This is a genomic window from Limnohabitans sp. DM1 (assembly GCF_001269385.1).
Lineage (GTDB): Bacteria > Pseudomonadota > Gammaproteobacteria > Burkholderiales > Burkholderiaceae_C > Limnohabitans_A.
This window is the reverse complement of the sequence record NZ_CXOO01000033.1, coordinates 17,644-39,817: the sequence shown is the minus strand read 5'-3', so window position 1 is coordinate 39,817 and position 22,174 is coordinate 17,644. Positions and strand designations below refer to the sequence as shown.

The 22,174-nt window shown below is 62.0% G+C and carries 28 protein-coding genes and 2 pseudogenes; 16 read left to right on the top strand and 14 right to left on the bottom strand.

The genetic code is table 11. The features are described from left to right. Positions 1 to 6 precede the first annotated feature (6 nt). From AMM33_RS13290 to AMM33_RS13275, 4 genes are read right to left on the bottom strand one after another with little or no spacing between them, the layout of a single operon-like run. Positions 7 to 213 (bottom strand): Trm112 family protein, encoded by a 207-nt coding sequence (locus tag AMM33_RS13290; protein ID WP_090141797.1) that lies wholly within the window; start codon positions 211 to 213, stop codon positions 7 to 9. A gap of 52 nt (positions 214 to 265) precedes the next feature. After that, positions 266 to 1,264 carry a tetraacyldisaccharide 4'-kinase gene (gene lpxK, locus AMM33_RS13285; RefSeq protein ID WP_090141796.1) on the bottom strand — a complete coding sequence of 333 codons (999 nt, stop codon included), beginning with the start codon at positions 1,262 to 1,264 and terminating at the stop codon, positions 266 to 268. 6 nt (positions 1,265 to 1,270) lie between these two features. After that, entirely contained in the window at positions 1,271 to 1,693 is a 423-nt protein-coding gene (locus AMM33_RS13280; protein ID WP_090141795.1) for an ExbD/TolR family protein, read from the bottom strand. A gap of 11 nt (positions 1,694 to 1,704) precedes the next feature. After that, complete coding sequence (locus AMM33_RS13275) at positions 1,705 to 2,322, bottom strand: MotA/TolQ/ExbB proton channel family protein (protein ID WP_090141855.1); 618 nt, start codon at positions 2,320 to 2,322, stop codon at positions 1,705 to 1,707. Positions 2,323 to 2,679: 357 nt separating this feature from the next. Here AMM33_RS13275 and xseA point away from each other — a divergent pair, with 357 nt between their 5' ends. The 3 genes from xseA (at position 2,680) to AMM33_RS13260 (ending at position 6,207) form a co-directional block, all read left to right on the top strand. Further along, entirely contained in the window at positions 2,680 to 4,104 is a 1,425-nt protein-coding gene (xseA, locus tag AMM33_RS13270) for an exodeoxyribonuclease VII large subunit (protein WP_090141794.1), read from the top strand. A 134-nt stretch (positions 4,105 to 4,238) separates the two neighbouring features. After that, positions 4,239 to 4,820 carry a superoxide dismutase gene (locus AMM33_RS13265; protein ID WP_090141793.1) on the top strand — a complete coding sequence of 194 codons (582 nt, stop codon included), beginning with the start codon at positions 4,239 to 4,241 and terminating at the stop codon, positions 4,818 to 4,820. Positions 4,821 to 4,923: 103 nt separating this feature from the next. After that, a complete protein-coding gene (locus AMM33_RS13260) occupies positions 4,924 to 6,207 on the top strand; it encodes a branched-chain amino acid ABC transporter substrate-binding protein (RefSeq protein WP_090141792.1) in 1,284 nt (427 codons plus the stop codon). Positions 6,208 to 6,228: 21 nt separating this feature from the next. Here the strand turns inward: AMM33_RS13260 and AMM33_RS13255 are convergent, their stop codons facing one another. Together AMM33_RS13255 and AMM33_RS13250 are read right to left on the bottom strand one after the other, a co-directional pair. After that, positions 6,229 to 6,477 carry a hypothetical protein gene (locus AMM33_RS13255; RefSeq protein WP_090141791.1) on the bottom strand — a complete coding sequence of 83 codons (249 nt, stop codon included), beginning with the start codon at positions 6,475 to 6,477 and terminating at the stop codon, positions 6,229 to 6,231. A 435-nt stretch (positions 6,478 to 6,912) separates the two neighbouring features. Beyond that, on the bottom strand, positions 6,913 to 8,415 hold the full coding sequence (locus AMM33_RS13250; protein ID WP_090141790.1) for a M81 family metallopeptidase: 1,503 nt from the start codon (positions 8,413 to 8,415) through the stop codon (positions 6,913 to 6,915). Positions 8,416 to 8,644: 229 nt separating this feature from the next. Here AMM33_RS13250 and AMM33_RS13245 point away from each other — a divergent pair, with 229 nt between their 5' ends. Genes AMM33_RS13245 through AMM33_RS13235 form a run of 3 tightly spaced genes read left to right on the top strand, consistent with a single transcriptional unit; the run spans position 8,645 to position 10,658 of the window. Beyond that, entirely contained in the window at positions 8,645 to 9,085 is a 441-nt protein-coding gene (locus AMM33_RS13245) for an antitoxin PaaA2 family protein (RefSeq protein ID WP_090141789.1), read from the top strand. Next, positions 9,082 to 9,405, top strand: coding sequence for a type II toxin-antitoxin system RelE/ParE family toxin (locus AMM33_RS13240; protein WP_090141788.1), 324 nt, complete (start codon positions 9,082 to 9,084; stop codon positions 9,403 to 9,405). The genes AMM33_RS13245 and AMM33_RS13240 overlap by 4 nt, the downstream gene beginning before the upstream one ends. 50 nt (positions 9,406 to 9,455) lie before the next feature. After that, entirely contained in the window at positions 9,456 to 10,658 is a 1,203-nt protein-coding gene (locus AMM33_RS13235) for a C45 family autoproteolytic acyltransferase/hydolase (RefSeq protein ID WP_090141787.1), read from the top strand. 245 nt (positions 10,659 to 10,903) lie between these two features. On the opposite strand, the gene AMM33_RS13230 is transcribed toward AMM33_RS13235, so the two are convergent. Together AMM33_RS13230 and AMM33_RS13225 are read right to left on the bottom strand one after the other, a co-directional pair. Then, positions 10,904 to 11,167, bottom strand: a complete 264-nt coding sequence (locus AMM33_RS13230; RefSeq protein ID WP_090141786.1) for a hypothetical protein — start codon at positions 11,165 to 11,167, stop codon at positions 10,904 to 10,906. A gap of 107 nt (positions 11,168 to 11,274) precedes the next feature. Next, entirely contained in the window at positions 11,275 to 11,952 is a 678-nt protein-coding gene (locus AMM33_RS13225; RefSeq protein ID WP_090141785.1) for a transglutaminase domain-containing protein, read from the bottom strand. A 96-nt stretch (positions 11,953 to 12,048) separates the two neighbouring features. Between AMM33_RS13225 and AMM33_RS13220 the strand changes: the two genes are divergently transcribed. Next, the gene (locus AMM33_RS13220) at positions 12,049 to 12,942 is read left to right on the top strand and encodes an MBL fold metallo-hydrolase (protein WP_090141784.1); all 894 of its coding nucleotides are present in this window, start codon (positions 12,049 to 12,051) and stop codon (positions 12,940 to 12,942) included. Positions 12,943 to 13,237: 295 nt separating this feature from the next. Continuing rightward, positions 13,238 to 14,107 (top strand): excinuclease Cho, encoded by an 870-nt coding sequence (gene cho / locus AMM33_RS13215; RefSeq protein WP_090141783.1) that lies wholly within the window; start codon positions 13,238 to 13,240, stop codon positions 14,105 to 14,107. A 50-nt stretch (positions 14,108 to 14,157) separates the two neighbouring features. Here the strand turns inward: cho and AMM33_RS13210 are convergent. The 4 genes and pseudogenes from AMM33_RS13210 to AMM33_RS13195 form a co-directional block, all read right to left on the bottom strand. Beyond that, positions 14,158 to 14,340: pseudogene (locus tag AMM33_RS13210) on the bottom strand (BrnA antitoxin family protein); the annotation flags it as partial. A 4-nt stretch (positions 14,341 to 14,344) separates the two neighbouring features. Beyond that, complete coding sequence (locus AMM33_RS13205; RefSeq protein WP_194945450.1) at positions 14,345 to 14,872, bottom strand: SOUL family heme-binding protein; 528 nt, start codon at positions 14,870 to 14,872, stop codon at positions 14,345 to 14,347. A gap of 268 nt (positions 14,873 to 15,140) precedes the next feature. Further along, complete coding sequence (locus AMM33_RS13200; RefSeq protein ID WP_090141780.1) at positions 15,141 to 15,443, bottom strand: type II toxin-antitoxin system RelE/ParE family toxin; 303 nt, start codon at positions 15,441 to 15,443, stop codon at positions 15,141 to 15,143. After that, positions 15,440 to 15,898, bottom strand: a complete 459-nt coding sequence (locus AMM33_RS13195; RefSeq protein WP_090141779.1) for an antitoxin PaaA2 family protein — start codon at positions 15,896 to 15,898, stop codon at positions 15,440 to 15,442. Before AMM33_RS13195 ends, AMM33_RS13200 begins: the two co-directional genes overlap by 4 nt. A gap of 140 nt (positions 15,899 to 16,038) precedes the next feature. Here AMM33_RS13195 and AMM33_RS22480 point away from each other — a divergent pair. The 3 genes and pseudogenes from AMM33_RS22480 to AMM33_RS13185 form a co-directional block, all read left to right on the top strand. Beyond that, a pseudogene (locus tag AMM33_RS22480) lies at positions 16,039 to 16,131 on the top strand (hypothetical protein); the annotation flags it as partial. A gap of 15 nt (positions 16,132 to 16,146) precedes the next feature. Next, complete coding sequence (locus tag AMM33_RS13190) at positions 16,147 to 16,464, top strand: DUF4113 domain-containing protein (RefSeq protein ID WP_228768126.1); 318 nt, start codon at positions 16,147 to 16,149, stop codon at positions 16,462 to 16,464. 99 nt (positions 16,465 to 16,563) lie between these two features. Continuing rightward, positions 16,564 to 17,682, top strand: a complete 1,119-nt coding sequence (locus tag AMM33_RS13185; RefSeq protein WP_228768125.1) for a stealth family protein — start codon at positions 16,564 to 16,566, stop codon at positions 17,680 to 17,682. A gap of 6 nt (positions 17,683 to 17,688) precedes the next feature. Here AMM33_RS13185 and AMM33_RS13180 read toward each other — a convergent pair whose 3' ends face one another. Continuing rightward, entirely contained in the window at positions 17,689 to 18,039 is a 351-nt protein-coding gene (locus AMM33_RS13180; RefSeq protein WP_228768124.1) for a TIGR03643 family protein, read from the bottom strand. Next, positions 18,026 to 18,427 carry a hypothetical protein gene (locus AMM33_RS13175; RefSeq protein ID WP_228768123.1) on the bottom strand — a complete coding sequence of 134 codons (402 nt, stop codon included), beginning with the start codon at positions 18,425 to 18,427 and terminating at the stop codon, positions 18,026 to 18,028. Before AMM33_RS13175 ends, AMM33_RS13180 begins: the two co-directional genes overlap by 14 nt. Positions 18,428 to 18,812: 385 nt before the next feature. On the opposite strand from AMM33_RS13175, the gene AMM33_RS13170 reads away from it, so the two are divergent. From AMM33_RS13170 to AMM33_RS13150, 5 genes are all read left to right on the top strand, one after another. Continuing rightward, positions 18,813 to 19,766: a 3-hydroxyacyl-CoA dehydrogenase family protein gene (locus AMM33_RS13170; RefSeq protein WP_090141778.1), complete on the top strand. Its 954-nt coding sequence runs from the start codon at positions 18,813 to 18,815 to the stop codon at positions 19,764 to 19,766. A gap of 32 nt (positions 19,767 to 19,798) precedes the next feature. Beyond that, positions 19,799 to 20,626 carry a beta-keto acid cleavage family enzyme gene (locus AMM33_RS13165; RefSeq protein ID WP_090141777.1) on the top strand — a complete coding sequence of 276 codons (828 nt, stop codon included), beginning with the start codon at positions 19,799 to 19,801 and terminating at the stop codon, positions 20,624 to 20,626. Between the two features lie 194 nt (positions 20,627 to 20,820). Continuing rightward, positions 20,821 to 21,408 (top strand): restriction endonuclease, encoded by a 588-nt coding sequence (locus AMM33_RS13160; protein ID WP_090141776.1) that lies wholly within the window; start codon positions 20,821 to 20,823, stop codon positions 21,406 to 21,408. Positions 21,409 to 21,445: 37 nt separating this feature from the next. Beyond that, entirely contained in the window at positions 21,446 to 21,814 is a 369-nt protein-coding gene (locus tag AMM33_RS13155) for a glutaredoxin domain-containing protein (protein ID WP_090141775.1), read from the top strand. A gap of 5 nt (positions 21,815 to 21,819) precedes the next feature. Continuing rightward, on the top strand, positions 21,820 to 22,173 hold the full coding sequence (locus AMM33_RS13150) for a hypothetical protein (RefSeq protein ID WP_090141774.1): 354 nt from the start codon (positions 21,820 to 21,822) through the stop codon (positions 22,171 to 22,173). Position 22,174: the final 1 nt, after the last annotated feature.

Genomic DNA, 22,174 nt, shown 5'->3' with positions numbered 1-22,174 from the left:
CGGGGCTCAGAGTGCAGGACGCAGGGCGGCGAGTTTGTCGATTTCTTCATCGCTCAGGGTGCGGGCTTCGTTTTCCAGCAGGATCGGGATGCCGTTGCGCACGGGATAGGCCAGCCGGGCACTGCGCGAGAGCAGTTCCTGACGTTCGCGGTCATAGTTGAGGGGGCCCTTGGTGACCGGGCAAACCAGCAGTTCAAGCAATTTGGTGTCCATGATCCGATGATACCGGGCGCAGGCGGGGGGGCATCTCTTGCGCCAGCCCAAGTCAGGCGTGGGCCTGCATTTTTTGCGCGATGAGGGCGTCCAGGGCCTGCCAGAAACCCTCTTCGGGCGTCAGTTGCAGAGGCACGGCCAGTGCATGCGGTGCGTGCGGCCACAGCTTGGCGGCATCTTTTTCGGTGCAGAGCAGGGGCTTGTCTGTGTTGGATGGATGCCACTGCGCATAGTCATGGTGATCGGGCAAGGCGGTGGTTTGTGCCAAAGTCAGGCCAGACTGCCTGAGCATGTCAAAAAACGCCTGAGGCCGGGCCAGGCCCGCCACGGCGTCAACGGCCTGGTGTTTCAAGTCTTGCAGCGGCACAAGGCGGCCATAGGCCGTGCGGGCATGCGAGGCCAACTGCCTGCGGGCCTGAAACCCACCCGTCGCGCCCGATGCGCCAGTGTGCAGCAGTACATCCACCGTGCGCGGCCATGGCTCACGCAGGGGGCCTGCAGGCAGCAGCCATCCATTGCCCACGCCGCGTTCGTCCATCACGCAAATTTCAATGTCCCGTGCCAGCGCCAGGTGCTGCAGGCCATCGTCGCAGACGATGATGCGCACCTCGGGGTGGGCTTGCAGCAGCGCTTTGGCGGCATCGGCCCGCGCGGCCCCCACCCACAGGGGCACGCCGGTGGCTTGGTGAATCAACAGGGGTTCGTCCCCCACGTCCTGGGGCAGGCTGTTCAGCGCCACAGGCCGGGTGTCACGGTTCTTTCGCCCATGGCCGCGAGAAATCACCCCGACCCCCAGGCCTTGCGACTGCAGGTGCTTGACCAAGGCGATGGTCGTGGGGGTTTTGCCTGCGCCGCCCGCCACCACATTGCCCACCACGATGACCAGCGCTGGTACGCGCTCGGATTTGAAGAGGCTCGCGCCATAGGCCCAGCTGCGCAGCGCCACCAGAGCACCATAGGCCCAGGCCACTGGCAGCAAGAGCCTGGCGACCAAACCGCGCTGCAACCAGACTTGGGGCAAATGCTGGTGGAGGAAGGCGCTGGGCGACATGGCCGCTCAGGATCCGGGCACTTCGGCCGACTGGGTGGCGAAAGTGATTTGCGACAAGCCGCTGCGGCGCGCCGCTTCCATGGCGTTGACGACCGCCTGGTGCGTGGCCGAGGCATCGGCGCTGATGATCAAGGTCACGTCTTTGGCCGCCATAGGGGTCAGCACTGCAGCCAGGGCGCTCACCGACGTCCCGCCCACAGGCGATTTGTTGACGGCGTATTGCCCCTGAGAGGTGACCGTCAGGATGATGTGACGTGGGCGCTCGGTCTGCTTTTGCGCGTCGGCCACCGGCAAGGTGAGGTTGATCTCCGTCAGGCGTGACCAGGTGGTGGTCAGCATCAGGAAAATCAGGATCACCAGCAGCAAATCAATGAAGGGGACAAGGTTGATTTCGGGCTCGGGAGAGCCTTGGGTTTTTCTGAACTTCACAGCACACCCACTCAGTCGCGCAGGTGGGCCAGGTGGCGGGCAAAGCGCTCAGAGACCTGTTCCATGGCCAGCAGGTGGCCATCGACCACCCCCCTGAAATAGCGCCAGAACATCAAGGCCGGAATGGCCACAATCAAACCCAGCGCCGTGTTGTACAGGGCCACCGAGATGCCGTGTGCCAGTTGCGCTGGCTGGTTGTTGCCAGCGGTGTGGGCGCCAAAAATCTCGATCATGCCCACCACCGTGCCCAACAGGCCCAGCAAAGGCGCAGCCGAGGCGATGGTGGCCAAGGTGGGCAAATAGCGCTCGAGCTCTTGCGCTGCAACGCGACCGGCCATTTCCATGCTCGAATGCACGTCTTCGTTGGTGGCCTGGGGGTTCATTTGCAAAGCGCGCAGGCCGCTGGCCAGCACAGTGCCCGTCAGGCCGGTGTTTTCCAGTTTGACAATCACGTCTTCGCTGGGAAAGCCCCGGCGCGTGGCGTCCAGGGCTTGCTCCATCAATTTGGCCGGCAAAATTTTGCTTGTTCGCAACTGAAAAAGGCGTTCAACGATCAGTGCCAAGGCCAAAATGGAGCACAAAATCAGCGGCCAAATTGGCCATCCTGCGGCTTGTATGATAGATAACAAAGCAATTTCTCCCAGTTTCATAAGGGTCACAAACGGCTGTGATTATGGACGAAGGCTGATGGTGATTTGCCCCTCGCCTTTGCCGACCTCAGACTGCGTTTATCTGTGGATAACTTTGTGAAGAACTTGAAGATACGGGTTTTTGGGTACTTGTGTTTGTCGCGATCCAGATCCAAACCCTACGATTCATTAAATTAAAAAATTGTGTCAAATCAAGGACTTAAAGTGATTTTGATTTTCCTGTTTCCTTGCCTTGGGGGTTTAGGTCACAGCGCATGCGCCTGTGGAGTACTTGACACACGTCGCATGTGGTTTTGCGCAGAAAATCGGTTCGAAACCCTTGAGAAATAAGGTCCCATGGCTCATTTTGATGATTTGACGCCCCGCGCGTGGACGGTTTCGGCGCTGTGCCGCGCTGTGGCTGACACGCTGGATGCGCAATTCAATCCCGTCACGGTGCGGGGAGAGATTTCGGGCTTCTCGCGCGCAGCAAGCGGGCATTGTTACTTCTCGATCAAGGACGATACAGGTCAGATCCGCTGCGCCATGTTCCGGCGGGCCGCCAGCCTGGTGAACTTTTCGCCCCGAGACGGTGAACTCGTCGAGGTTCGGGGTCGATTGAGCGTGTACGAGGCCCGGGGCGATTTGCAACTGGTGGTCGAATCTATGGAGCGGGCCGGGCAGGGGGCCTTGTTCGAGCAGTTTTTGCGCCTCAAAGCCAAGCTCGAAGCCGAAGGCCTGTTCGATCCGGCCCACAAACGCGCGCTGCCCGTTCAGCCCCGCGCCATTGGTGTGGTCACCTCGCTGGGCGCAGCGGCTTGGCACGACGTGGTCACCGCCTTGCAGCGGCGCGTGCCGCACATTCCGGTGCTCATGGCCCCCGCCCTGGTGCAAGGCGCCGGGGCCGCCGCCACGCTGGTGCAAGCCCTGCAAAACATGTATGTCCTCACGGCAGAGGACAACCCCATGAGTGCGCCTGTGGACGTGATCTTGCTGGTGCGCGGCGGCGGGTCCATGGAGGACTTGTGGGCCTTCAACGACGAAACCCTGGCCCGCGTGGTGGCTCAAAGTCCTGTGCCGCTCATCTGCGGCGTGGGGCACGAAACCGACTTCACCATCGCCGACTTTGTGGCCGATGTGCGGGCGCCCACACCCACTGCCGCCGCCGAAATGGCCGCGCCTGACCGGGGTGTGGGGCTGGAGAGTCTGTCCGTGCTCGAACACCGCCTCAGCCGTGGCCTGCTGCGCCAGCAAGACCGCCAGGCCCAGCGGCTCGACGGCATCGCCTCGCGTCTGGGGCACGGCTTGCAACGTCAGCAAGACCGGCATGCGCAGCGTCTGGACAGCGTGGCTGCCCGTTGGGGCGTCGGCCTGCAACGCCAGCAAGAGCGCCAAGCGCAGCGCCTGAGCACCATCGCCGCCCGCCTGAGCCGCCCACAAGCCCTGCTGGGGCAGCACAGCCAGTGGCTTGACCGGCTGACGCACCGATTGCAAGCCGGAGTGCAAAGCGGCCTGAGTGACAGCCGCCACCAACTCGATCGCCTGAACGATCGCCTGGGCTTCAGTCAGGGCCAAGTGGCGCAGCGCAGTCAGCGCCTTGAACGTGCCGCACTTCGCCTGTCTTCGGTCGATCCTCACCGCGTGCTCGAGCGCGGCTATGCCTGGCTCAGCGATGAAAACGGCCAGGCCCTGACCCAGGTGGCTCAGTTTCAGCCAGGTCAAAATGTGCGGGCCACCTTGGCCGATGGCGACGTGCCGCTCACGGTTCGGCCGCATCGGTGATTCCGACAACTGTGCGCTGACTCACAGTGTGTTTGCAGTCTCATGAGGTCAAATACCTTGAATGCGAAGGGGGGCCACTCAGCCTCTAAAATGCACGGGTTAACTTTCAACCTGCAACAACAAGAGGACCCACCATGGAACACACCTTGCCCGCACTGCCTTACGCGATTGACGCGCTGGCCCCTCACTACAGCCAGGAAACCCTGGAGTTCCACCACGGCAAGCACCACAACGCTTATGTCGTGAACCTGAACAACCTGCAAAAAGGCACCGAATTCGAGAGCATGCCTCTGGAAGACATCATCAAGAAGTCCAGCGGCGGCATCTACAACAACTCGGCCCAAATCTGGAACCACACCTTCTTCTGGAACTGCATGAAGCCCAATGGCGGCGGCGAGCCTGCAGGCGCGCTGGCTGATGCCATCAACGCCAAGTTCGGCAGCTACGCCGCTTTCAAGGAAGCCTTTGTCAAGAGCGCCGTGGGCAATTTCGGCTCCGGCTGGACATGGCTGGTCAAGAAAGCCGACGGCTCGGTGGACATCGTCAACATGGGCGCTGCTGGCACCCCCCTGACCACTGCCGACAAAGCCCTGCTGACGGTGGACGTGTGGGAACACGCCTACTACATCGATTACCGCAACCTGCGTCCCAAGTTCGTGGAGACTTTCCTCGACAAGTTGGTGAACTGGTCTTTTGCGGAAGCCAATTTCGCCTGATTGAAGTTCACCCTTCAGCCCAAAGCCCGGCTAGTCCGGGCTTTTTTTCTACCCATTGCACCGCTATGAACTCCATACAGCGGCGCTGAAAGGAATTTGTTTGATGCGTTTATTGGCCCCATTCCAAGCTTTGTCCCGCCGTGGTTTGCTGACGACAGCTTTGTCCTTGTTGGCCTTGAGCGCAGGAGCCCAAACACCTGCCCCCATCAAACTGGCCCTCATTGAAGGCCTGAGCGGCCCCTTTGCCAACACCGGCGAAGCCGTGGTGCGCAACATCGCCTGGGCCGTTGAGCGGGTCAATGCGCGGGGGGGTGTCAAAACTGCGCAAGGTCTGCGACCCCTGGCACTGGAGCGCTACGACAGCAAAGGGCAAAGTGAAGAAGCCCTGTCGGCCCTCAAGTCGGCCATTGACGACGGCGCACTGGTTGTCATGCAAGGCAATTCATCCGCCAATGCCGCCGCCTTGATCGATGCCATCAACAAACACAATGAGCGCGAACCGGGCAAGCGCGTGCTGTTTTTGAACTATGCCGCCGTCGATCCGGCACTGACCAACGAAAAATGCAGCTTCTGGCACTTTCGCTTCGATGCCCATGCAGACATGCGCATGACCGCCTTGATGCAAGTCCTGGGTGAAGACAAGTCCGTCAAATCGGCCTACCTGATCGGGCAGGATTACAGCTTTGGTCAAGCCGTGCTGCGCGAAGCCAAGCGTCAACTGGCCGACCAGCGCCCCGATGTGAAGATCGTGGGGGAAGAGTTGCACCCCATGGGCCGGGTGAAAGACTTCTTGCCCTACGCCGCCAAAATCAAGGCCAGCGGGGCACAGGCCGTCATCACGGGCAACTGGGGCAACGACCTCACTCTCTTGGTCAAGGCCGCGCGAGAGGCGGGCTACGAAGGCAAGTTCTACACCTTTTACGGCAATGCACTGGGCGCACCCGCAGCCATCGGCGAGGCGGGCGTTGGCCGGGTGATTGCGGTGGCCGACTGGCTGCCCAATGTGCCGGGCAAAACCAGCGCGCAGTTTTATCAGGCCTTCCGTCAGCGTTTTCCCAAACCGAGTGAAGACTATGCGCACCTGCGCATGCAACTCATGATCGAGGCTCTGGCGCAGGCGATAGAGCGTGCGGGCAGCACCGAAGCGGTGGCTCTGGCCTTGGCACTTGAAAAAGCCCAGGTCAGCTTGGCCGGGCAAACCGGCAGCATGCGCGCTGAAGACCACCAGTTTCAGCAACCCTTGGCCGTGGGCGTGATGGCTCGCCAGGGCGAGCAGGGCGTGCCGTTTGATGTGGAAGGCTCGGGCTACGGCTTCAAGGTGGTGCGCCAGATCAAGGCCGAACAGGCCCGCATGCCCACCAGCTGCAAGATGGTGCGCCCCGGCTGAAGGGGCTGCACTCAGGCCTGTTTATGCGGTTTCGCCCACAGCCTCTTTGACACATTTTTTGATGTTGCTGGTTTTGGCAGCGCCTGCCAGCTTGCGTTCGGCAGCTGCCGCTTCGCATTTGGCGGTGGCGTCGGCTTCACACTTTTTCAGGAACGACGTCTTGGCTGCGCCTGCCAGTTTCTTTTCGCCCACGGCGGCGGTGCATGTGGCGTCTTGGGCCCAAACCGAGGTGCTGAGCAAAGCGATAAAAATAAATGATAATTTTTTCATGATGATAATTTTCGTGTTTAAAAAGCAAAAATTATCACATTGCAAGACTATATTGGCAAATTCTCTTCGTTTGGGGAAAAATTGCCCTTCATGGATTCAGCCCTGTCAAGTATTCAATGGGCAAAGATTTTGTAGGTCGGTAGCTTGATTGATCCGGACCTGTGAAGTTTGCAGGGTGACTTCAACCTTGCACCTTGTGGGCGCTAGCCCTGCTGGCGATCAGACGCTTGTGGAGCACTGGCTTTTCGCTTGGCTGGCAAGCTCCCACAAAATCCTCCCAACTGGCAACACACGGCTCAGACATCTTCGGGCCGAATCTATAAGCAGTGACGGTGCAAAAAATTCAAACTTCAGCGTGCCGGATCAATGAGCGTGAACCCCGTGCGCGATGGTCCCGCAGACCCTCCATCGGAGAGGGGGGAATCAGCTTGGCGCTTACTGATTGGCCGCTGACCAGTTCACGCCAGCGTCCAATGGGTAGATGGGGCGGCGCAGGTTTTTGAACTTCAACTCGGTGTAGTCCGAAGTGCAGGCCCCCGCGCCTGCGCACTCTACGGTGGCGCGGGCCAGGTGGCCCAGGCCAGCGCGCCAGTGCACCCGGCTTTTGAGCACCACAAAATCCTTTTGTGTCGGGTCGATGCCCAGGCACAGCAGGGCGTTCACGTCAAAGGGCTCGACATGGCGCGAGATCAGAGCCACCTCCACATCGCCCGTGTCGATCACCACCGACTGGCCCATGTTCTGCCGGGCACCTTGGCTCATGGGGCCTTTGTTGCGGTATTTGCCGTTCGAGATCAGCTTGACCACGCCGTTCAACTCAACAGGTTCGCTGCGGTGCGGCATGAGCGGCATGGCCATCTTGCCGCCCACTTGCAGGCGCACCTGCGCCCCGATGCCTGCGGCCATGGCTTCTTGCACCGCCTGTGGGTCAAAAATCGCAAACACGGCCACGTTGCGCAAGCCCTGGCGCAGCACCTCGGCCAGCACGACGGTGGTGTCCATGGTGCCGCCCGATGCCGCGTTGTCGTAATGGTCGAGCAGCATGACCGGAAACTCGGTCAGCGTTTTGGCACGGGCCACCGACGCGGCCAGCGGCTCCAGCTCGTACACCCATTGGGCGCGGCTGTTCCACGCCATTTGCATCAGCTCGTCGCGCAGGCGCTGCGCCAGCGCCGGGTCCTTGTCGGTCACCACGACCACCGACAGACCCGCGTTTTCGATGTCGGCATGCGGGAAACCGGTGAACACGCTGGCGCACAAAGCACCTTCTTTTTCCATTTGCCGGGCGCGGGCCTGGATGGACCGGTTGGGCTCGTCCAGCGAGCTTTGCCGCATGATGTGCGGAATCATGGGCAAGCGCCCCCAAGCGGTGGTGGGCTTGGCCTGGCCCTGAATCATCTGGAGCAAGGCCGAGCCCGCCCGCACCCCGGTGTCGTACATGTCCACATGCGGGTAGGTTTGGTAGCCCGCCACGGTTTGTGCCAGCTCGACCATGTCGGCGTACACGTTGGCGTGCATGTCGTAGGCCACGCCGATGGGGGTGTGGGGGTCGATGGCGCGGATGCGGCGCAGCAATTCGCCTTCGCCGTCTTCGTGGCTTTGGCTCACCATGGCGCCGTGCAGGTCGAGCAAGATGCCGTCAAAGCCGCCGCGCGCCACGGCCTGCAATATCGCCTCGCTCATGGCCTCGTAGGCCGCATCCAACACCAGCCCGCTGGGCGCAGCGTGCGCACCCAGGGCCAGCTCGAACTCGGCCCCTATTTGCTCGGCCAGGTCGATGAACGCCCCGGTGGCCGTGCCCGTGCCGCGAAACGCTGCAATCGCGGCCTCGCCACGCGGCGGCGCTTCGCCCGGACCGAGCGCAAAGCGCTCCAAGTCGGTGGGCACCGGCGAGAAGGTGTTGGTCTCGTGCATCATCATTGCGATCAGCAAACGCATAGGGCCTCCAGTTATTGAAGCGTCATGATGGGCCGCAGACCCGGCAGCGCACAGTCACCGAAGTGCCAGTGCAAGGCGCGTGGCCTATCAGCATTTGCCCTGTGCGCCGCAGCGGTCCATCCACTCAGGCAGACATGGCCAGTTCGGCCGCGTGTGGGGGCAGGGGGTGTGACGATGTGGTGTGTTTTTAACATATAGAATGCGCAGGATTAACGTTAACTGTTCCATCATGCTGACCCTGACCCAAACCCAATTTCAAGCCGCATTGGCGCACGGTGCCATCAAGTCGGTAGAGCTGGTGCCCCAAGGCCCCCGTTTTTGTGTGAAGTTGGTGACCCGCACGGGCGAGGCCTTGTTGGTGCAGGCGCGCAGCGCGGTGCCACGCCTGTTTGGCACGACTGACAGTGCTTTGAAGTTGCTGCACAAGCTGGGTGTACAACGCATCGTGCTGGACCATTTGGATGAATGGCAGCCCGAGCAAGCGGCTTTGCAAAAGCGCTCGCGGCCCGACAGGGCTCAGGCCTTGACCCGTGCTGCCGAATACGACCGCTGGGTGGCAGCCAAAGTCGAGGCCAGCCGAGATGACCCGCGCCCTGACGTGAGCCACGAAGAATGGCAAGCCCTTCGTGCCGCCAAGCTCGCCCAGCGGCAAGCCCTGCACCAGCCATGAGCTGTGCCCACTGGCAAATCATCCGTCGCCCGGAATACCAAGAGGATCTGGATGCGATAGAAGCCTGGGTTGCCAAAGACAACCCCCTCGCAGCGCTTGATTTGTGGCTTTTGATCGACACCCAAGTCGATCGTCTCAGTGATCCCAGTTTCCCGCGCAGGGCCAGCCAGCGTGTCGCTGGCGCGCATGAATTGGTGGCCCATCCAAACTACATCGTGTACTTTGATCAGGACCCTGTCCGTTGTACCGCCACCGTGCGTGCGGTGGTGCATGTGGCCAGGCAGTTTCCGGCCATTGCTTCGGGTTCCGTTGGCGGGTAACCGCTGAGAACACCCTCAGGCACTTTCTCAAAATTTCAGGAGACCTTCCCATGTTCCCTTGCATCGACACCCTGGGTGCCGCCTCGGCCCATGAACGCGGCCACATTTATGGCCGCCAGGCCCAGGACCGCATCCAGCACAGCGTGGTCACTTACGCCCGTTTGTTTGCCGCCTGTGGCATCGACTGGGCCAGCGCTTGCGATCGGGCCATGCGCTTTGAGCCGGTGATCGAACAGGTTGACGCCGACCTCATGGCCGAGCTGCGCGGCATGGCCCAAAGCAGCGGCCAGAGCTTGGGCAGCCTGATGGCGCTGAACTGCCGCACTGAAATTTTGCCGCCCACGTTTTTGGCGGATGCGCCGCACCTGAAAGACGCCGCCCAAGCGGCCCTGGCCGCCAACCGCGCAGCAGGCCTGCCCGACTGGCTGGAGCAAGCCGCTTGGGACAGTGCCTTGCGCCACGGCGAATGCACTGCCATGGGCGTCACCGCCGCTGCCAGCCGCACGGGCCAAGCCTGGCTCGCGCAAAACTGGGACTGGATGGGTCGCCAGCGCGAAGCCCTGGTGGTGCTGCACACCCAAGGCCCCAGCGGCCAAAGCATCACCACCCTGACCGAAGCGGGCATGCTGGCCAAGATCGGCATCAACCAATCGGGCTTTGCGCTGGGCCTGAACATCTTGCGCTCGGTGCGCGACGGCAGTCGCCTGGGTGTGCCGGTGCATTTGCTGCTGCGCCATTTGCTGGACTGCCGTTCGGTGGCGTACGCCCGCGAGCGTTTGCAGGCTTTGCAGACTGATCTGGGCTTGGGCTTTGGGGCGGCCTCCAACGTGCCTTGCGCCGACGCCCAGGGCCAGGCCGCCTGCTTTGAGGTCTCGCCCGCTGGCTGGGCCGAGGTTGCGCCCACCGATGGCGTAGTGGTGCACACCAACCATTTCGTATGCGAATCGCTGCTGGCCGAGCAAGCCCCCATGGGCCCAGGCTTGTCAAGTCAAAGCCGCTTGGGCACCGCCCATCAACACGCGCTGCAAACGCCCATCGGGCAAGCCGAACTGGAACGTTTTTTGCGCGACGAGTCTGACGGCTTTTTGTCCATCTGCCGCAGCCCCGACCCCAGCGTGCCGCCCGAAAGCCGTGTCGAAAGCGTGGCCGGCATCGTCATGCACACCCAGCCACCCGCCATGTGGGTGGCCTGCGATGTGCCCAGCCGTGTGGCGTTTGAGGCCGTGCCTTTGGCCAAGCCAGCGCAGCTTTGAAACAGGCAATCCGAAAAGTCGTTTTGTAGGAGCCCACCCCGTGGGCGATGCCCGGCGCAGGTGCTCGACGTGAAATCGCCCACAGGGGTGAGCTCCTACAGGGAGACGCCGGTTTTTTGCAGGAACTCACCTCATGGGCGATGGCCAGCGCAGGTGCTTGGCGTGAAATCGCCCGCAGGGGTGACGCGTACAGGCAGATGCTGGTTTTTTGTAGGAGCCCACCCTGTGGGCGATGGTTTGCGGTCTCAGGCCCCCAAATGCCGCACGGCGTCTGACACACGCATCCCCAGCTGCAGCCCCTGCGCCTGCGCCAAAGCGTTCAGGCCGTTGACCACGCCGTTGTCCAGCCCGTCTTGTGCCTCGCCAATGCGGGCCGAAGTGTGCGCGTACAAAATGGCCAGCACACCCACGGCCTGTAACTCGCGCAGCGCCACGCGGCCTGCATCGTCCTTGCCGCCACCGGCATCGTTGAAGGCCACCGCAAAAGGTTTGTGGGTTTGTGCCGTCACGAAATGCTAGGCCGACAAGCCCCCGTGCGAGCCGGACACGATCACCGAGCCGGCATGGCTGGTGTTGACCAGCGCAATCGAATCCAACAAAACCAGTGTGCGCTGCATCAACGCGTTTCCTTCTCCACGTCTTGCGCAAAACTCGCGTTTTGCAGCGGGTCGTTCTCGGCCATCCAGCCTCGGTAAACGGTTTTGAAGTCGGCCACGATCTGCGCCAGCGGCATGTCGTCAAAGGTGCCGCGCTGGTTCACGTACTCCATGTGCCGGTTGCCTGCCTTGTCAAACGGGTGGTAGATCGAATCGTTGCGCCCATCAAACTCCAGCGGCAGCAGGCCGAATTTGTCGCACAGCTCGATGTTGAAGGCCGGTGTGGCCTTGATCCATTGGCCGTCCAGCCAGATGTCGGCGTAGCCGTGCCAGATGAAGACATCGGTCTGCATGGTCTGGCGCAAGCGCTCGGTGCTCAGGTGGTTGCGCACATCGGCATAGCCCAGCCGGGCGTGCAAGCCCGCCGCCCGGCAGGCGGCGGCCATCAGGGCCGCTTTGGGCACGCACCAGCCCGAGCCTTGGGCAATCACCGAGCTGGCCCGCATGCCTTGGGGCGACAGGTCGATGCGGTAGGGGTCATAGCGAAAGCGGTCGCGCACCGCCAGGTACAGCGCCACGGCGCGTTCGCGGTCGGTGGCGCCTTGCGCATGTTCGCGGGCCAAGGCGATCACGTCCGGGTGGTCGCTGTCGATCAGGGCTGTGGCAGCCAGGGTGGCGGGGGAGGGCAGGTCGGTCATGCGGTTCACTGTAGCGCGCGCGGCAGCATTGGGGTGTCACGCTGGCTATAGTGGCCTGTCGCGCCCTGGATGGGGCGCTGTTCAGGAAGGGCCCCCATGGCATCGGTGTTGAATTTCGGAGCGGTTCGTATGCACCTGGGCGAGAAGTCCGGCAAATACCCCGACGGCAACCAGCTCATCGTGCAAGGGGCAGACATGCGGGTGGCCTTTGACACGCCCGAGGTGGCCAACCGCATCGGCCCCGAGCTGGACACGGTGGACCTGGTCATCCTGGGCCATGTCCACGAAGACCACATGGCCGGGCTGCACCGCCTGCCGCATGCCCGTGTGCAGGTGCACGAGGCCGACCTGGCCGCCGCCCAGTCGTGGGACGGCATGTGCCGTCACTACGGCTACCCGCAAGACGTGCTGGACGCGATGCTGGCCATCGTGCAAAAGGATTTTCATTACCAACCCCGACCCGACGCCACCGGCTACAGCGACGGCGCGGTCTGGGACCTGGGCGGTGGCGTGCGGGTGCGGGCGCATCACCTGCCGGGCCACACCGCAGGGCACTGTGCCCTGGTGGTGGAAAGCGAAGGCCTGGCCTTCATTGGCGACATTGACCTGAGCAGTTTTGGTCCGTATTACGGCGACGCCACCTCCAGCCTGAGCGACTTCCGGCAAACCTTGAAAAAAGTGGCCGAGCTGGACGCCCGCATCTGGGCCACCTCGCACCACAAAGCGGTCATCACCGAGCGGGCGCAATTTGTGGCCGACCTGGCCCGCTTTGCCAGCAAAATCGACGAGCGCAGCGCGCAGTTGCTGGGCTATTTACAAGCCCCGCACAGCCTGGACGAACTGGTGAGCCGCCGCTTGCTTTACCCCGCAGGCTACGACGTGCCTTTTGTGGCCTGCGCCGAGCGCAACACCATCGCCATGCACCTGGATGAACTGCTGGCGCAGGGGCAAATTGCCCGTCAAGGCGATGGACGCTATGTGGTGGCATAAGGCATGGGCGGAACAGGCCAAAAAAAACGCCCCAAGCCGAAAGGCAAGGGGCGAAAATCAGCAAAAATGTCAGGCAACTGCTAGAAGCGAGACCTGTTCAGTATACTGTAAATAAAAACAGTCCAAAGGCGTTCTGGACTTTAGCCGCGAGAATTTGTGACCATCGCGCACCCCATACATCACCCGCGACCGCACTGCCCTCCAGCCATCCCAAGCCCATAAAACACCGCCTCACCAGAGCTACTTTGCCTTCTCCTTGCCGCCCTGCTAATCCCCATCACCGAACCCTGACGCCATGCCCTTGCCACGCCGCCGCCGCGACGACTTTGAAGACAGCCGGCTCTACGAATACCCGCAGCATTTGCGCAAGGCCATTGATGGCGCGCCCACCGGGGCAGGCGTCTACACCTTCCATGGCCAGGAGGGCGATTTGCCGCTGTACATCGGCAAAAGCATCAACATCCGCGCCCGCCTGATGTCGCACCTGCGCACGCCCGACGAAGCGCGCATGCTGCGCCAGACCCAGCGCATCAGCCACATCCGCACGGCCGGTGAGATCGGGGCGTTGCTGCTGGAGGCGCAAATGATCAAGGCCCAGCACCCGCTGTTCAACCAGAAACTGCGCCGCAACCAACAGCTGTGCAGTCTGCAACTGACTGGCGATGTGCCGCAAGTGGTCTACGCCCGCGACATCGACTTTGCCAGCCAGCCTGAGCTGTATGGCCTGTACGCCAGCCGCCACGCCGCACTGGGTGCGCTGCGGGCCATCGCTGACCAGAACCGGCTGTGCTATGGCCCGCTGGGCCTGGAAAAAATGCTCCCCGGTAAAGCCTGTTTCAGGGCCGCGATCCGCCAATGCGCAGGCGTGTGTCGGGGCGACGAAAGCCCGACCGCTCACCGCGAGCGCTTGTTCAGCAGCCTGCTGGCGCTGCGTGTGGAGTGCTGGCCCTTCCCGGGGGCGGTGGGCCTGGTCGAGCGCGATGGGGAATTCACGCAAATCCATGTTGTCAAGCACTGGTGCTATCTGGGCAGCGCCCCCAGCGTCGAAGCGGCCCGTCAACTGAGCCAAACAGCCAGCCAAGTGGCCGCTCATTTTGATGCCGACGGCTACAAGATTTTGTGCCGCCCGGTGCTCACGGGGAGCGTGGAGATTTTGGCGCTGTAGGGCGCTGTGCCAGCCTCTGATGGGCTGCCTGTCTCAGGGCTTGGGCTGGCTCAATGCCCTGCTTCAGCCGAGGGGGAATGCGTGCGCAGCCAATCTTTGAGCGCAGCATCGATGCGGGTCTGCCAACCATGACCGGTGGCACGAAAAGCCGACGAGACCTCGGGCGACAAACGGATGGTGGTGGGCACTTTGCGGTCTGGCTTGACGCTGCCGACGGGGCGGCCTGCACCTCGCGCCTCAAGGCAGCAAGTCGATCAAGATCTCGTTGCGCCGATTCCACGGCAGGGTGAACGGGTCGTCGTAGCGGGCGATTTGGGCCGTGGGGCTGAGCTTGAGTTGGCGGGTCTGCGCCCAAGCCCGCAGGCGCTCGGTCTGCTCCTGGATGCTCGCTTGCGTGGTGAAGCCGCTAAAGCGCACCGCCACCGTCTCGTGCTCGGGCACGGGGCGCAGCTGGATTTGCGGGTTGAGGGGCAGGGGCAGGGTCTGCAGGCTTTCGGCGGATGGCATCACAAAATGCATGCGCCAGCCTTCGTTCTCGGGCACCACGGTGACGGGCGCGGTCATGGAAATTTTGCGCTGCGCACCCAGCCCGGCTTGCAGGTTGTCACCAAAGATGTAGGACGCAATGCGCCGAAACCCGCTGCGGCTGGCGGCATCAAAGTCGCCACTGATTTGCGTTTGGGCCACGGTGAAGGCGGCGTAGCGTCGCACCTCAAATGGCGGGTCTGAGACGAGCACGGTGTAACGCGGTTCTTCAACGGCCATGGCAGCCTCGCAAAAAAGAAACAAGAGGGGAGACAAGATGGAAAAAAGCCAGCGCATCGGGGTCTTTCATGTGGCGTGTGCCGCCATTAAAGCAAATTCAGACATTCACCCCGTTCCGCTGGATGTTCGCAGCGGTGGCCTTGCACCCACTCAGTCCCCGACCATGCGCATGACCTCGCCCGCGTCCAGGGCAAGACGCTGACTGGGTCGCGTTGTCAGTGAACATTGCGGTGAAAGGCGACATGAGCGACCGCACAGGGTTTGCCCATCAATGCATCTGTTGCGCCGCGTGTTTGACTCTCAAAATCTCGACGGTTCGGGTCTCGGCCAATACACGGTAAAAAACGATGTAGTTCGAGTGCACGACCAGTTCTCGTAGCCATTCAGGCAAGCCTGGCCGACCCTGCCGACCCAATTGTGGGTGCTGTGCCAGCGGCGCGGTTTTGTCGCGCAGTTCTTGGCCGAAGCTCCTGGCCCGCGTCGGGTTGTCCTGGCCGATGTAGCGCACGATGGCGCGCAAGTCCTCGCGGGCCATAGGACGCCATTCAATGCGGTAAGGCTGGTCCGTCATACCTGCTTGGACTGAGCCAAGGCGGCTGTGTTGGCGCTGATGTGCGCGTCCATGTCGGCCATGACTTCTTCGTGCGCCATGTTCGGCCGTGGGTCGTCCAAAGAAGCCTGAATTTCGCTGGCCAGCCACTGGTTGTAGGCGGCGGCTTCGTGCGCGCCGCGCATGGCCTTGGCCCGACCTCGGTTGCCCGCGTCCGGCGCTTTGTCGGCCGGGTCATAGTCGGTCGCGTCGAACTGGCCTACTGTGATGCCAATCTCTCGCAACACATTGAACGCCGCCAAAGGGTTGCCAAAGCGACGTGGCTCGCTGCTGCGCGCCTTGGACAGCAGGGCGCCGGAGCCGCTGCGGGTGTCGATCTGAATGAGGAACGCCCCGCCTTGCCCCTTCAAGGTCACGCCTGACACACCACCGGCATGGCTGGCAGCACGCAGCTGCTCCAGGTTCATGGTTTGCATGCTTAATTCCTTGTATGTTGACCTCAAAAATAAGGATCATTGTGTCTTCATTCAAGGAGACGTGCAAGTGGTCATGACCCAAACCCGGGCGGCTCGAAGACTTCCGACAACAAGACCCGCAATACAGCCGCAGCGCAAGCATCCCCCTGCCCAGCCCCACCAGCGACAGCGCCCACATCACCCAGGCGGCCAACGCCATCGTCAAACGCCTGTACAAGCCCGGCTACAAATACGCCAAAGCAGGCGTGATGCTGATGGACCTGCAACCGGCCACCCGCGAACAACTGACACTGGACTTTGACGAGACCATGCCCGAAAACCGCGTGCGCCTGATGCTGGCCATGGACGCCATGAACCAGCGTTATGGGCGCGGCACCCTGAAGCTGGCCTGTGTGGGGCCCCGGGGGCGATCAAATTGTGGGCTATGCGGCAAGAGAACAAGACCAGCGCTTTCACCAACGACTGGACAGGCCTGCTCTCGGTGCATCTGGATGCTTAACGCTCCTGCAGGCCGCAGGCACCCGCCGCACAAAGTCAAGGCGGGCGGGCATTCATACAATCCCTGAATCGTCTGTGCATTGGCCCACAGGCCAAGGTGGGTTTTGACAAGGTTTGCAAAGCCGCTGCTAGACTTTGCCACTTTTTTTAAAAAATCCAACGCCAAAATGACCAGAGATTCGCCCATTGATATTGTCTATTTGTGGGTTGACGGGAACGATTCGAACTGGCGGGCCAAGCGCCAGGCGGCCTTGCAGCAACTTCCCACCGATTCCAGTGCCGCCATGGCCCGCTACAGCAATGTGGAAGGGCGTTTTCGGGACAACCACGAGTTGCGTTACAGCCTGCGTGCGCTGGAGAAATTTTTTCCTGACCATGGCCACGTTTACATCGTCACCGATGCCCAGGCCCCCGACTGGCTTTGCCCATCGGACCGCCTGACCCTGGTGGACCATCGTGATTTGATGCCTGAAGCCTCTTTGCCCACCTTTGACTCAGGGCACATCGAGTCCTGGATTCACCGCATTCCGGGTCTGTCCGAGCGCTACTTTTACTTCAACGATGACGTGTTCTTTGGCGCCCCCGTGCGGCTGGACGAATGGTTTCTTCCCAATGGGTTTCATGTGACCTGGTCGGATGACCCCGAGGTCAGCGACGAGGCCATGCGCATGGATGCGACCTCGCTGGAGAATGCCTGCCGCTTGTCCATCCAGTGGCTGCGCGACAAAGCCCAATCGGGCACGCCCGCGCTGCGCGAGCAAGACCCTTTGTACCAAAGCACCTTTCGCACGTTTGCGCATTCGCCCCGGCCCATGCTCAAGTCCATCTTGATGGAGCTCGAAGACACGGCCCCCGAGCTGTTTGCCGCCGTTCGGTCCACCGTGTTTCGCAGCTGGGACAAGCCCACCATCGTGTCGGACTTTGTGCTGCGTTGGGCCTTGGCGCATGGCATGGCCAGCATCCGGACTTATCGCCATCGATATGTCTCGACGGGCGAAGCGGATCAACACGCGCAGCTGCAAGCGCTGGTGGCCGAGTTCGGTTCGCTCGAATTTTTCTGCATCAACGACACGACGGACGACGCGCAGACCAATGACCCGCGTTTGCAGAATGTGCTGGCGGTGTTGCAGTCGATCCTGCCGACGCCTTCGGGTTTTGAAAACCCGGCTGCTGGGGCGCATTCCGCTTCGCCTTTAGCCTCCGAGCCCTCGACCTTTCAGGCGCATGCCAGCCGGGACGACGCACAGCAGCCCACCAACGCGGCAGGGCTTCAACAAAGGGCCTGAAGGCCTTCAGCGCAAGGAATCGCGCGTGATGGGTGAGGGCGGCAGAGGAAAGTCTTCGGCCGTCTGCGTGGCAGCCGATTCTGCGGGACCGTCAGCGCTGCTTTGGCGCGGCTTACGGCCTTGCTGCAAGGCCAGGTGCTTGCCCGCTCGGCCCCGCACCCGCATGCGCCAGACCTTGAACGAGCGGGCTTTCAGCTGCCCCCGCATCAAGGCGATCACGTCGGACTCGGTCAAGCCAAACTGCGAGGCAATCGCTTCAAATGGGGTGTCGTCTTGCCAGCCCATGGCGATGATGCCCGAGACGTCAGCCTCTGACAAACAAGCGGCCAGGCCGGAGTGCGGGTCAGTTTTTGTCACGCATGTCGTCCAGTGTCGGGCTGCCGGGTTGGTCGGTGTGCTGCACCTCAAAGCCATCGGCCACAAAGGCCGGGCCTTTCATCAGCATCACGATCACGCAACCGATGGCCGCTGTCAGCACCAGCGTCCAGTGCAGCACCACCACGCCGATGGCGATGTAAAACCATTGGGTCAGCGCCCGCTCGGAGGCGGGCGTGGGGGGGGCTGGAGCCGTCAGATAAGCCAAGCCCACCAAGGCCAAGGGCAAGGCAGTGCCCGCCAGCGCGATCCAGGGCAGCTTTTTCCACAGCGCCCATTCCAGGCCGGGTGCAGACCGGGTAAAGCCCGGCAATCTCTGGAGCCAGTTCACGGTGTGCTTTCTTGTGCAGTGGCAGATGCGTTGGATCATGCCAGAGCTGCTGAAAGTGCCTGCACTTGAGGTGCTTTGGGGGCTTGTTCAGTGACCAAGGCATGATGGACCTAGGCCGGATCAGCCCAGTTGACAGATACGGCTGGACGAAAGCCTTGGCGCTTTCTATAAATCCGGCCCTGTGAAGTTTGCAGGGTGACTTCAATCGTGCAACTTGTGGGAGCTAGCCCTGCTGGCGATCAGACGCTTGTGGACCACAGGCTTTTCGCTTGGCTGGAAGCTCCCACAAAATCTTCCCAAGGGGCAACACACGACTCAGACTTCATCGGGCCGAATCTATAAGCAGTGACGGCGCAAAAAATTCAAACTTCAGCGTGCCGAATCAATAGACTCAGAGCACCTTGACTCACAGCGACCCCGATTCATGATTTCTTCACATCCTTCAAAAGCGCGCACCGTGGTGGTGGGCGGCGGCACCATGGGCATGGACGTGGCCATCGTGCTGGCCCGCGGCGGCTGTCAGGTCACCGTGGTCGAGCCCGATGCCGTCAAGCGTCAGGCGCTCGCCGCCCATGTGCGCCACAACCTCGAACCGCTGGGCATGGCCCACCGCACCGAGCGCGTGCAGGCCGTAGCCGACTTGAGCAATGTGACCTGGCCCGGTGTGAGCGTGTTGATCGAGTGCATCCCGGAAAAATTGCCCCTCAAGCAGGCCTTGTTTGCGCAACTGGCACAGCTGGCTGACCCTGACACCTTGCTGTGCAGCAACAGCTCCAGCTTCCCGATCAGCGCCATCGCCCAAGGCCTGCCTATGGCAGAGCGCATGCTGGGCCTGCACTTTTTCATGCCCGCGCATCTGGTGCCGCTGGTCGAGGTGGTGCTGGGTCCTCAGTCGAATGTGCAAGAGGCCGAGCAGCTGTGCGACTTCATGCGCGGCTGCGGCAGTGTGCCGGTGCTGGTGCGCAAGTACAAGCCCGGCTTTTTGGCCAACCGCATGCAGCACGCCTTGGCGCGTGAGGCCTTTGCCCTGATCGACGAAGGCGTGGCCTCGCCCGAAGACGTGGACGCGGCCGTGCGCTTTGGTTTTGGTTTCCGTTTTCTGGCCGCAGGCCCGGTCATGCAGCGCGACCATGCGGGCCTGGAGGTGCACACCGCCGCCGCCGCCAGCATGTACCCGAGCCTGGCGGTGAACGCAGAGCCTGCACGCGTGCTGCAAGAGCGCGTGGCCCGGGGTGACTTGGGCATGAAGACCGGGCAGGGCTTTTTCAACTGGACACCCGAAACGCAAAAGGCTGAGCGCGAACGCTACGACCGCTTGCTGCGCCAAGGGCTGGATTTGCTGGCGTCTGAATTGCCGCCCCTCAATCCTCTCGATTGATTCCTTCACGACTGATTTTCAAAAGGCACCCCATGGCTGTTTTTCCCCATCCCTTGTTAATCACCGTTGCGCCCAACGGCGCCTACAAGCAGCGGCCCGACCACCCGGCTTTGCCCATCAATGCGTCTGAGTTGGGCCAGACCGCCAAGCTCTGCCTCGATGCCGGTGCGGCCATGATCCACATGCACATCCGCGACGCCGAAGGTCGCCACAGCCTGGACGTGCAGGGTTACCGCGACGCGCAGCAAGCGGTCAAGGCGGCAGTAGGCGACGCGATGATCATCCAGGTCACCAGCGAAGCCGCCCGCGTGTACAAAGCGCCCGAGCAAATCGCCATGGTCACGGCGCTCAAACCCGAAGCCGTGTCGGTCGGCCTGCGCGAAGTGGATCAGCCGAAAATCGGCGACGCGGGGTTGGCGCAGTTCTTTGGCTGGCTGGCCAAAGAGCGCGTGATGACCCAGGTCATCGTGTACGACGTGGCCGACCTGCAGCGCTGGCAAGCCCTGCGTGCGCAAGGCGTGATCCCGGATGCGCCCTGGTCGCTCTTGTTTGTGCTCGGCCGTTATTCGGTGGGCCAAACCTCCGAGCCCAAAGACCTGCTGCCTTTTGTCATGGCCCATACCGGCAAGGAGCCCTGGTCCATGTGCGCCTTTGGTGCGGGCGAACACGCCTGCGCGACCACCGCAGCTGCATTGGGCGGGCATGTGCGCGTGGGTTTTGAAAACAACCTTTTGCTGAACAACGGTCAGGTCGCTCCCGACAACGCGGCGCTGGTGCGCCAGGTGGCTGACTCGGCCCGCGTGCTGGGCCGCAGCCTCTGCACAGCGCAGCAGGCGCGTGAAGCCTTTTTTGCGGCTTGAGTATTTCTGGTTTCACAGAGGACAAGTGCCACGCCCATCTGCCCCGCTGAAAATTCGCGGCGGTATTTCAGGGGAAAGGGGCGCCGAGGCTCGTGCCCGGTCATGGGAGCCGCTACACTGGCGAGCCGCTGCCAATGGCGGCCTGTTGACACGCCCACAGAAGTCTGTGGCGCACCTCTTTTCCCTGATTGCCCATGAAATTCAAAATGTCCGAAAAGTCGCTGTTTGCGACTTTGCTACGCGCCCCGTGGTGGGTGAGCTTTTTGGTGATGTTCGGTGTGGCCTTGGTGGCCGGGGCTTTGCTGCCTGAGGCTTACAAAACAGCGGGCATGTTGGGGGCCTTTCCATTCTTTGTGATCGGTGTCATGGCGGCTTGGCGACAAAGAAACGCCATCTCGGCCAGCCGTATCGAAGAACTGGTTGAGCAGGCCCGAGGCATGGGCTGGCGTGATTTTTCGGTGTTGATCGAAGAGGCGCTCAGGCAGCAGGGCTTCGTGGTGAACCGATTGAACGAGGGCCCGGCCGATTTCCAGATCGAAAAAAACGGCCGCGTTACCTTGGTCAGTGCCAAACGCTGGAAAGCGGCCACCGTGGGTGCCGAACATTTGCGCGAACTGCTGGCAGTCCGCGAAAGCCGTGATGCTTTTTCTTGCACCTGCATGAGCCTGGGTGTCTTCAGTCAGGCAGCCATTGATTTGGCCAACGACAGCCCCATGCAGTTGTTGGGGGCGTCCAACATCGCGCAACTCATGCACGACGGGGCCAACGCCCTCAAGGCCTGACAACTCAGCATCTCTTTTTCGGCCTCCAAGGATTTTCATGACCAGACCTCTTCTCGATGAATCGGCCATCCATCCGGCCATCCGCCAACGCATTGCCGAGCACCACCTGCCCGTGATCCAGCGGGTGCAAACCGCCATGGCCCAGCACGCAGTGGTGGTGGTGGGCTTGTCGGGCAACCCTTTTGTGAGCAAAGCCCGCAAGGCGCTGGCCGCAGCAGGCGTGGCGCACGAGTACATCGAATTCGGCAGTTATTTTTCGCAGTGGCGTTTGCGCAATGCGCTGAAGATGTGGACCGGCTGGCCCACTTTTCCGATGGTCTTTGTGCGCGGCACCTTGGTCGGTGGGGCCGATGACCTGCGCCGCCTGATTGACAGCGGCGAACTCCAGACCTTGCTGCACGCCTGAAGGCCATGGCGTCCAGCGCAAAACCCGAGTTGTGGCGCACCGAGACGGCCGATGCGGTGGCCGTGCTGAACATTCCCGGCGCATTGAAGCGGCCACGCACATTTGACATCGATGTCAGCCTGCTGGTGCGCGTGCCCGAAGACCCTGCCGAGGCTTGGCACGCATTGACCCTGGAGATCGACGGCAAGCAGCAATGGCACCGCCGCATTGCCAGCAACTGCCCGGGCCAGACCGATAGCCTCGATTACCACTGCCGCGTGGTGCTCGAAGCCGGTCCATCCCTGCGCGTGCGCGCTGTGGCGGGCACTCGGGGCTCGGTGGTGCAGCGCTTGCAGATCGAAGCGCGCGAAGACCTTTAGC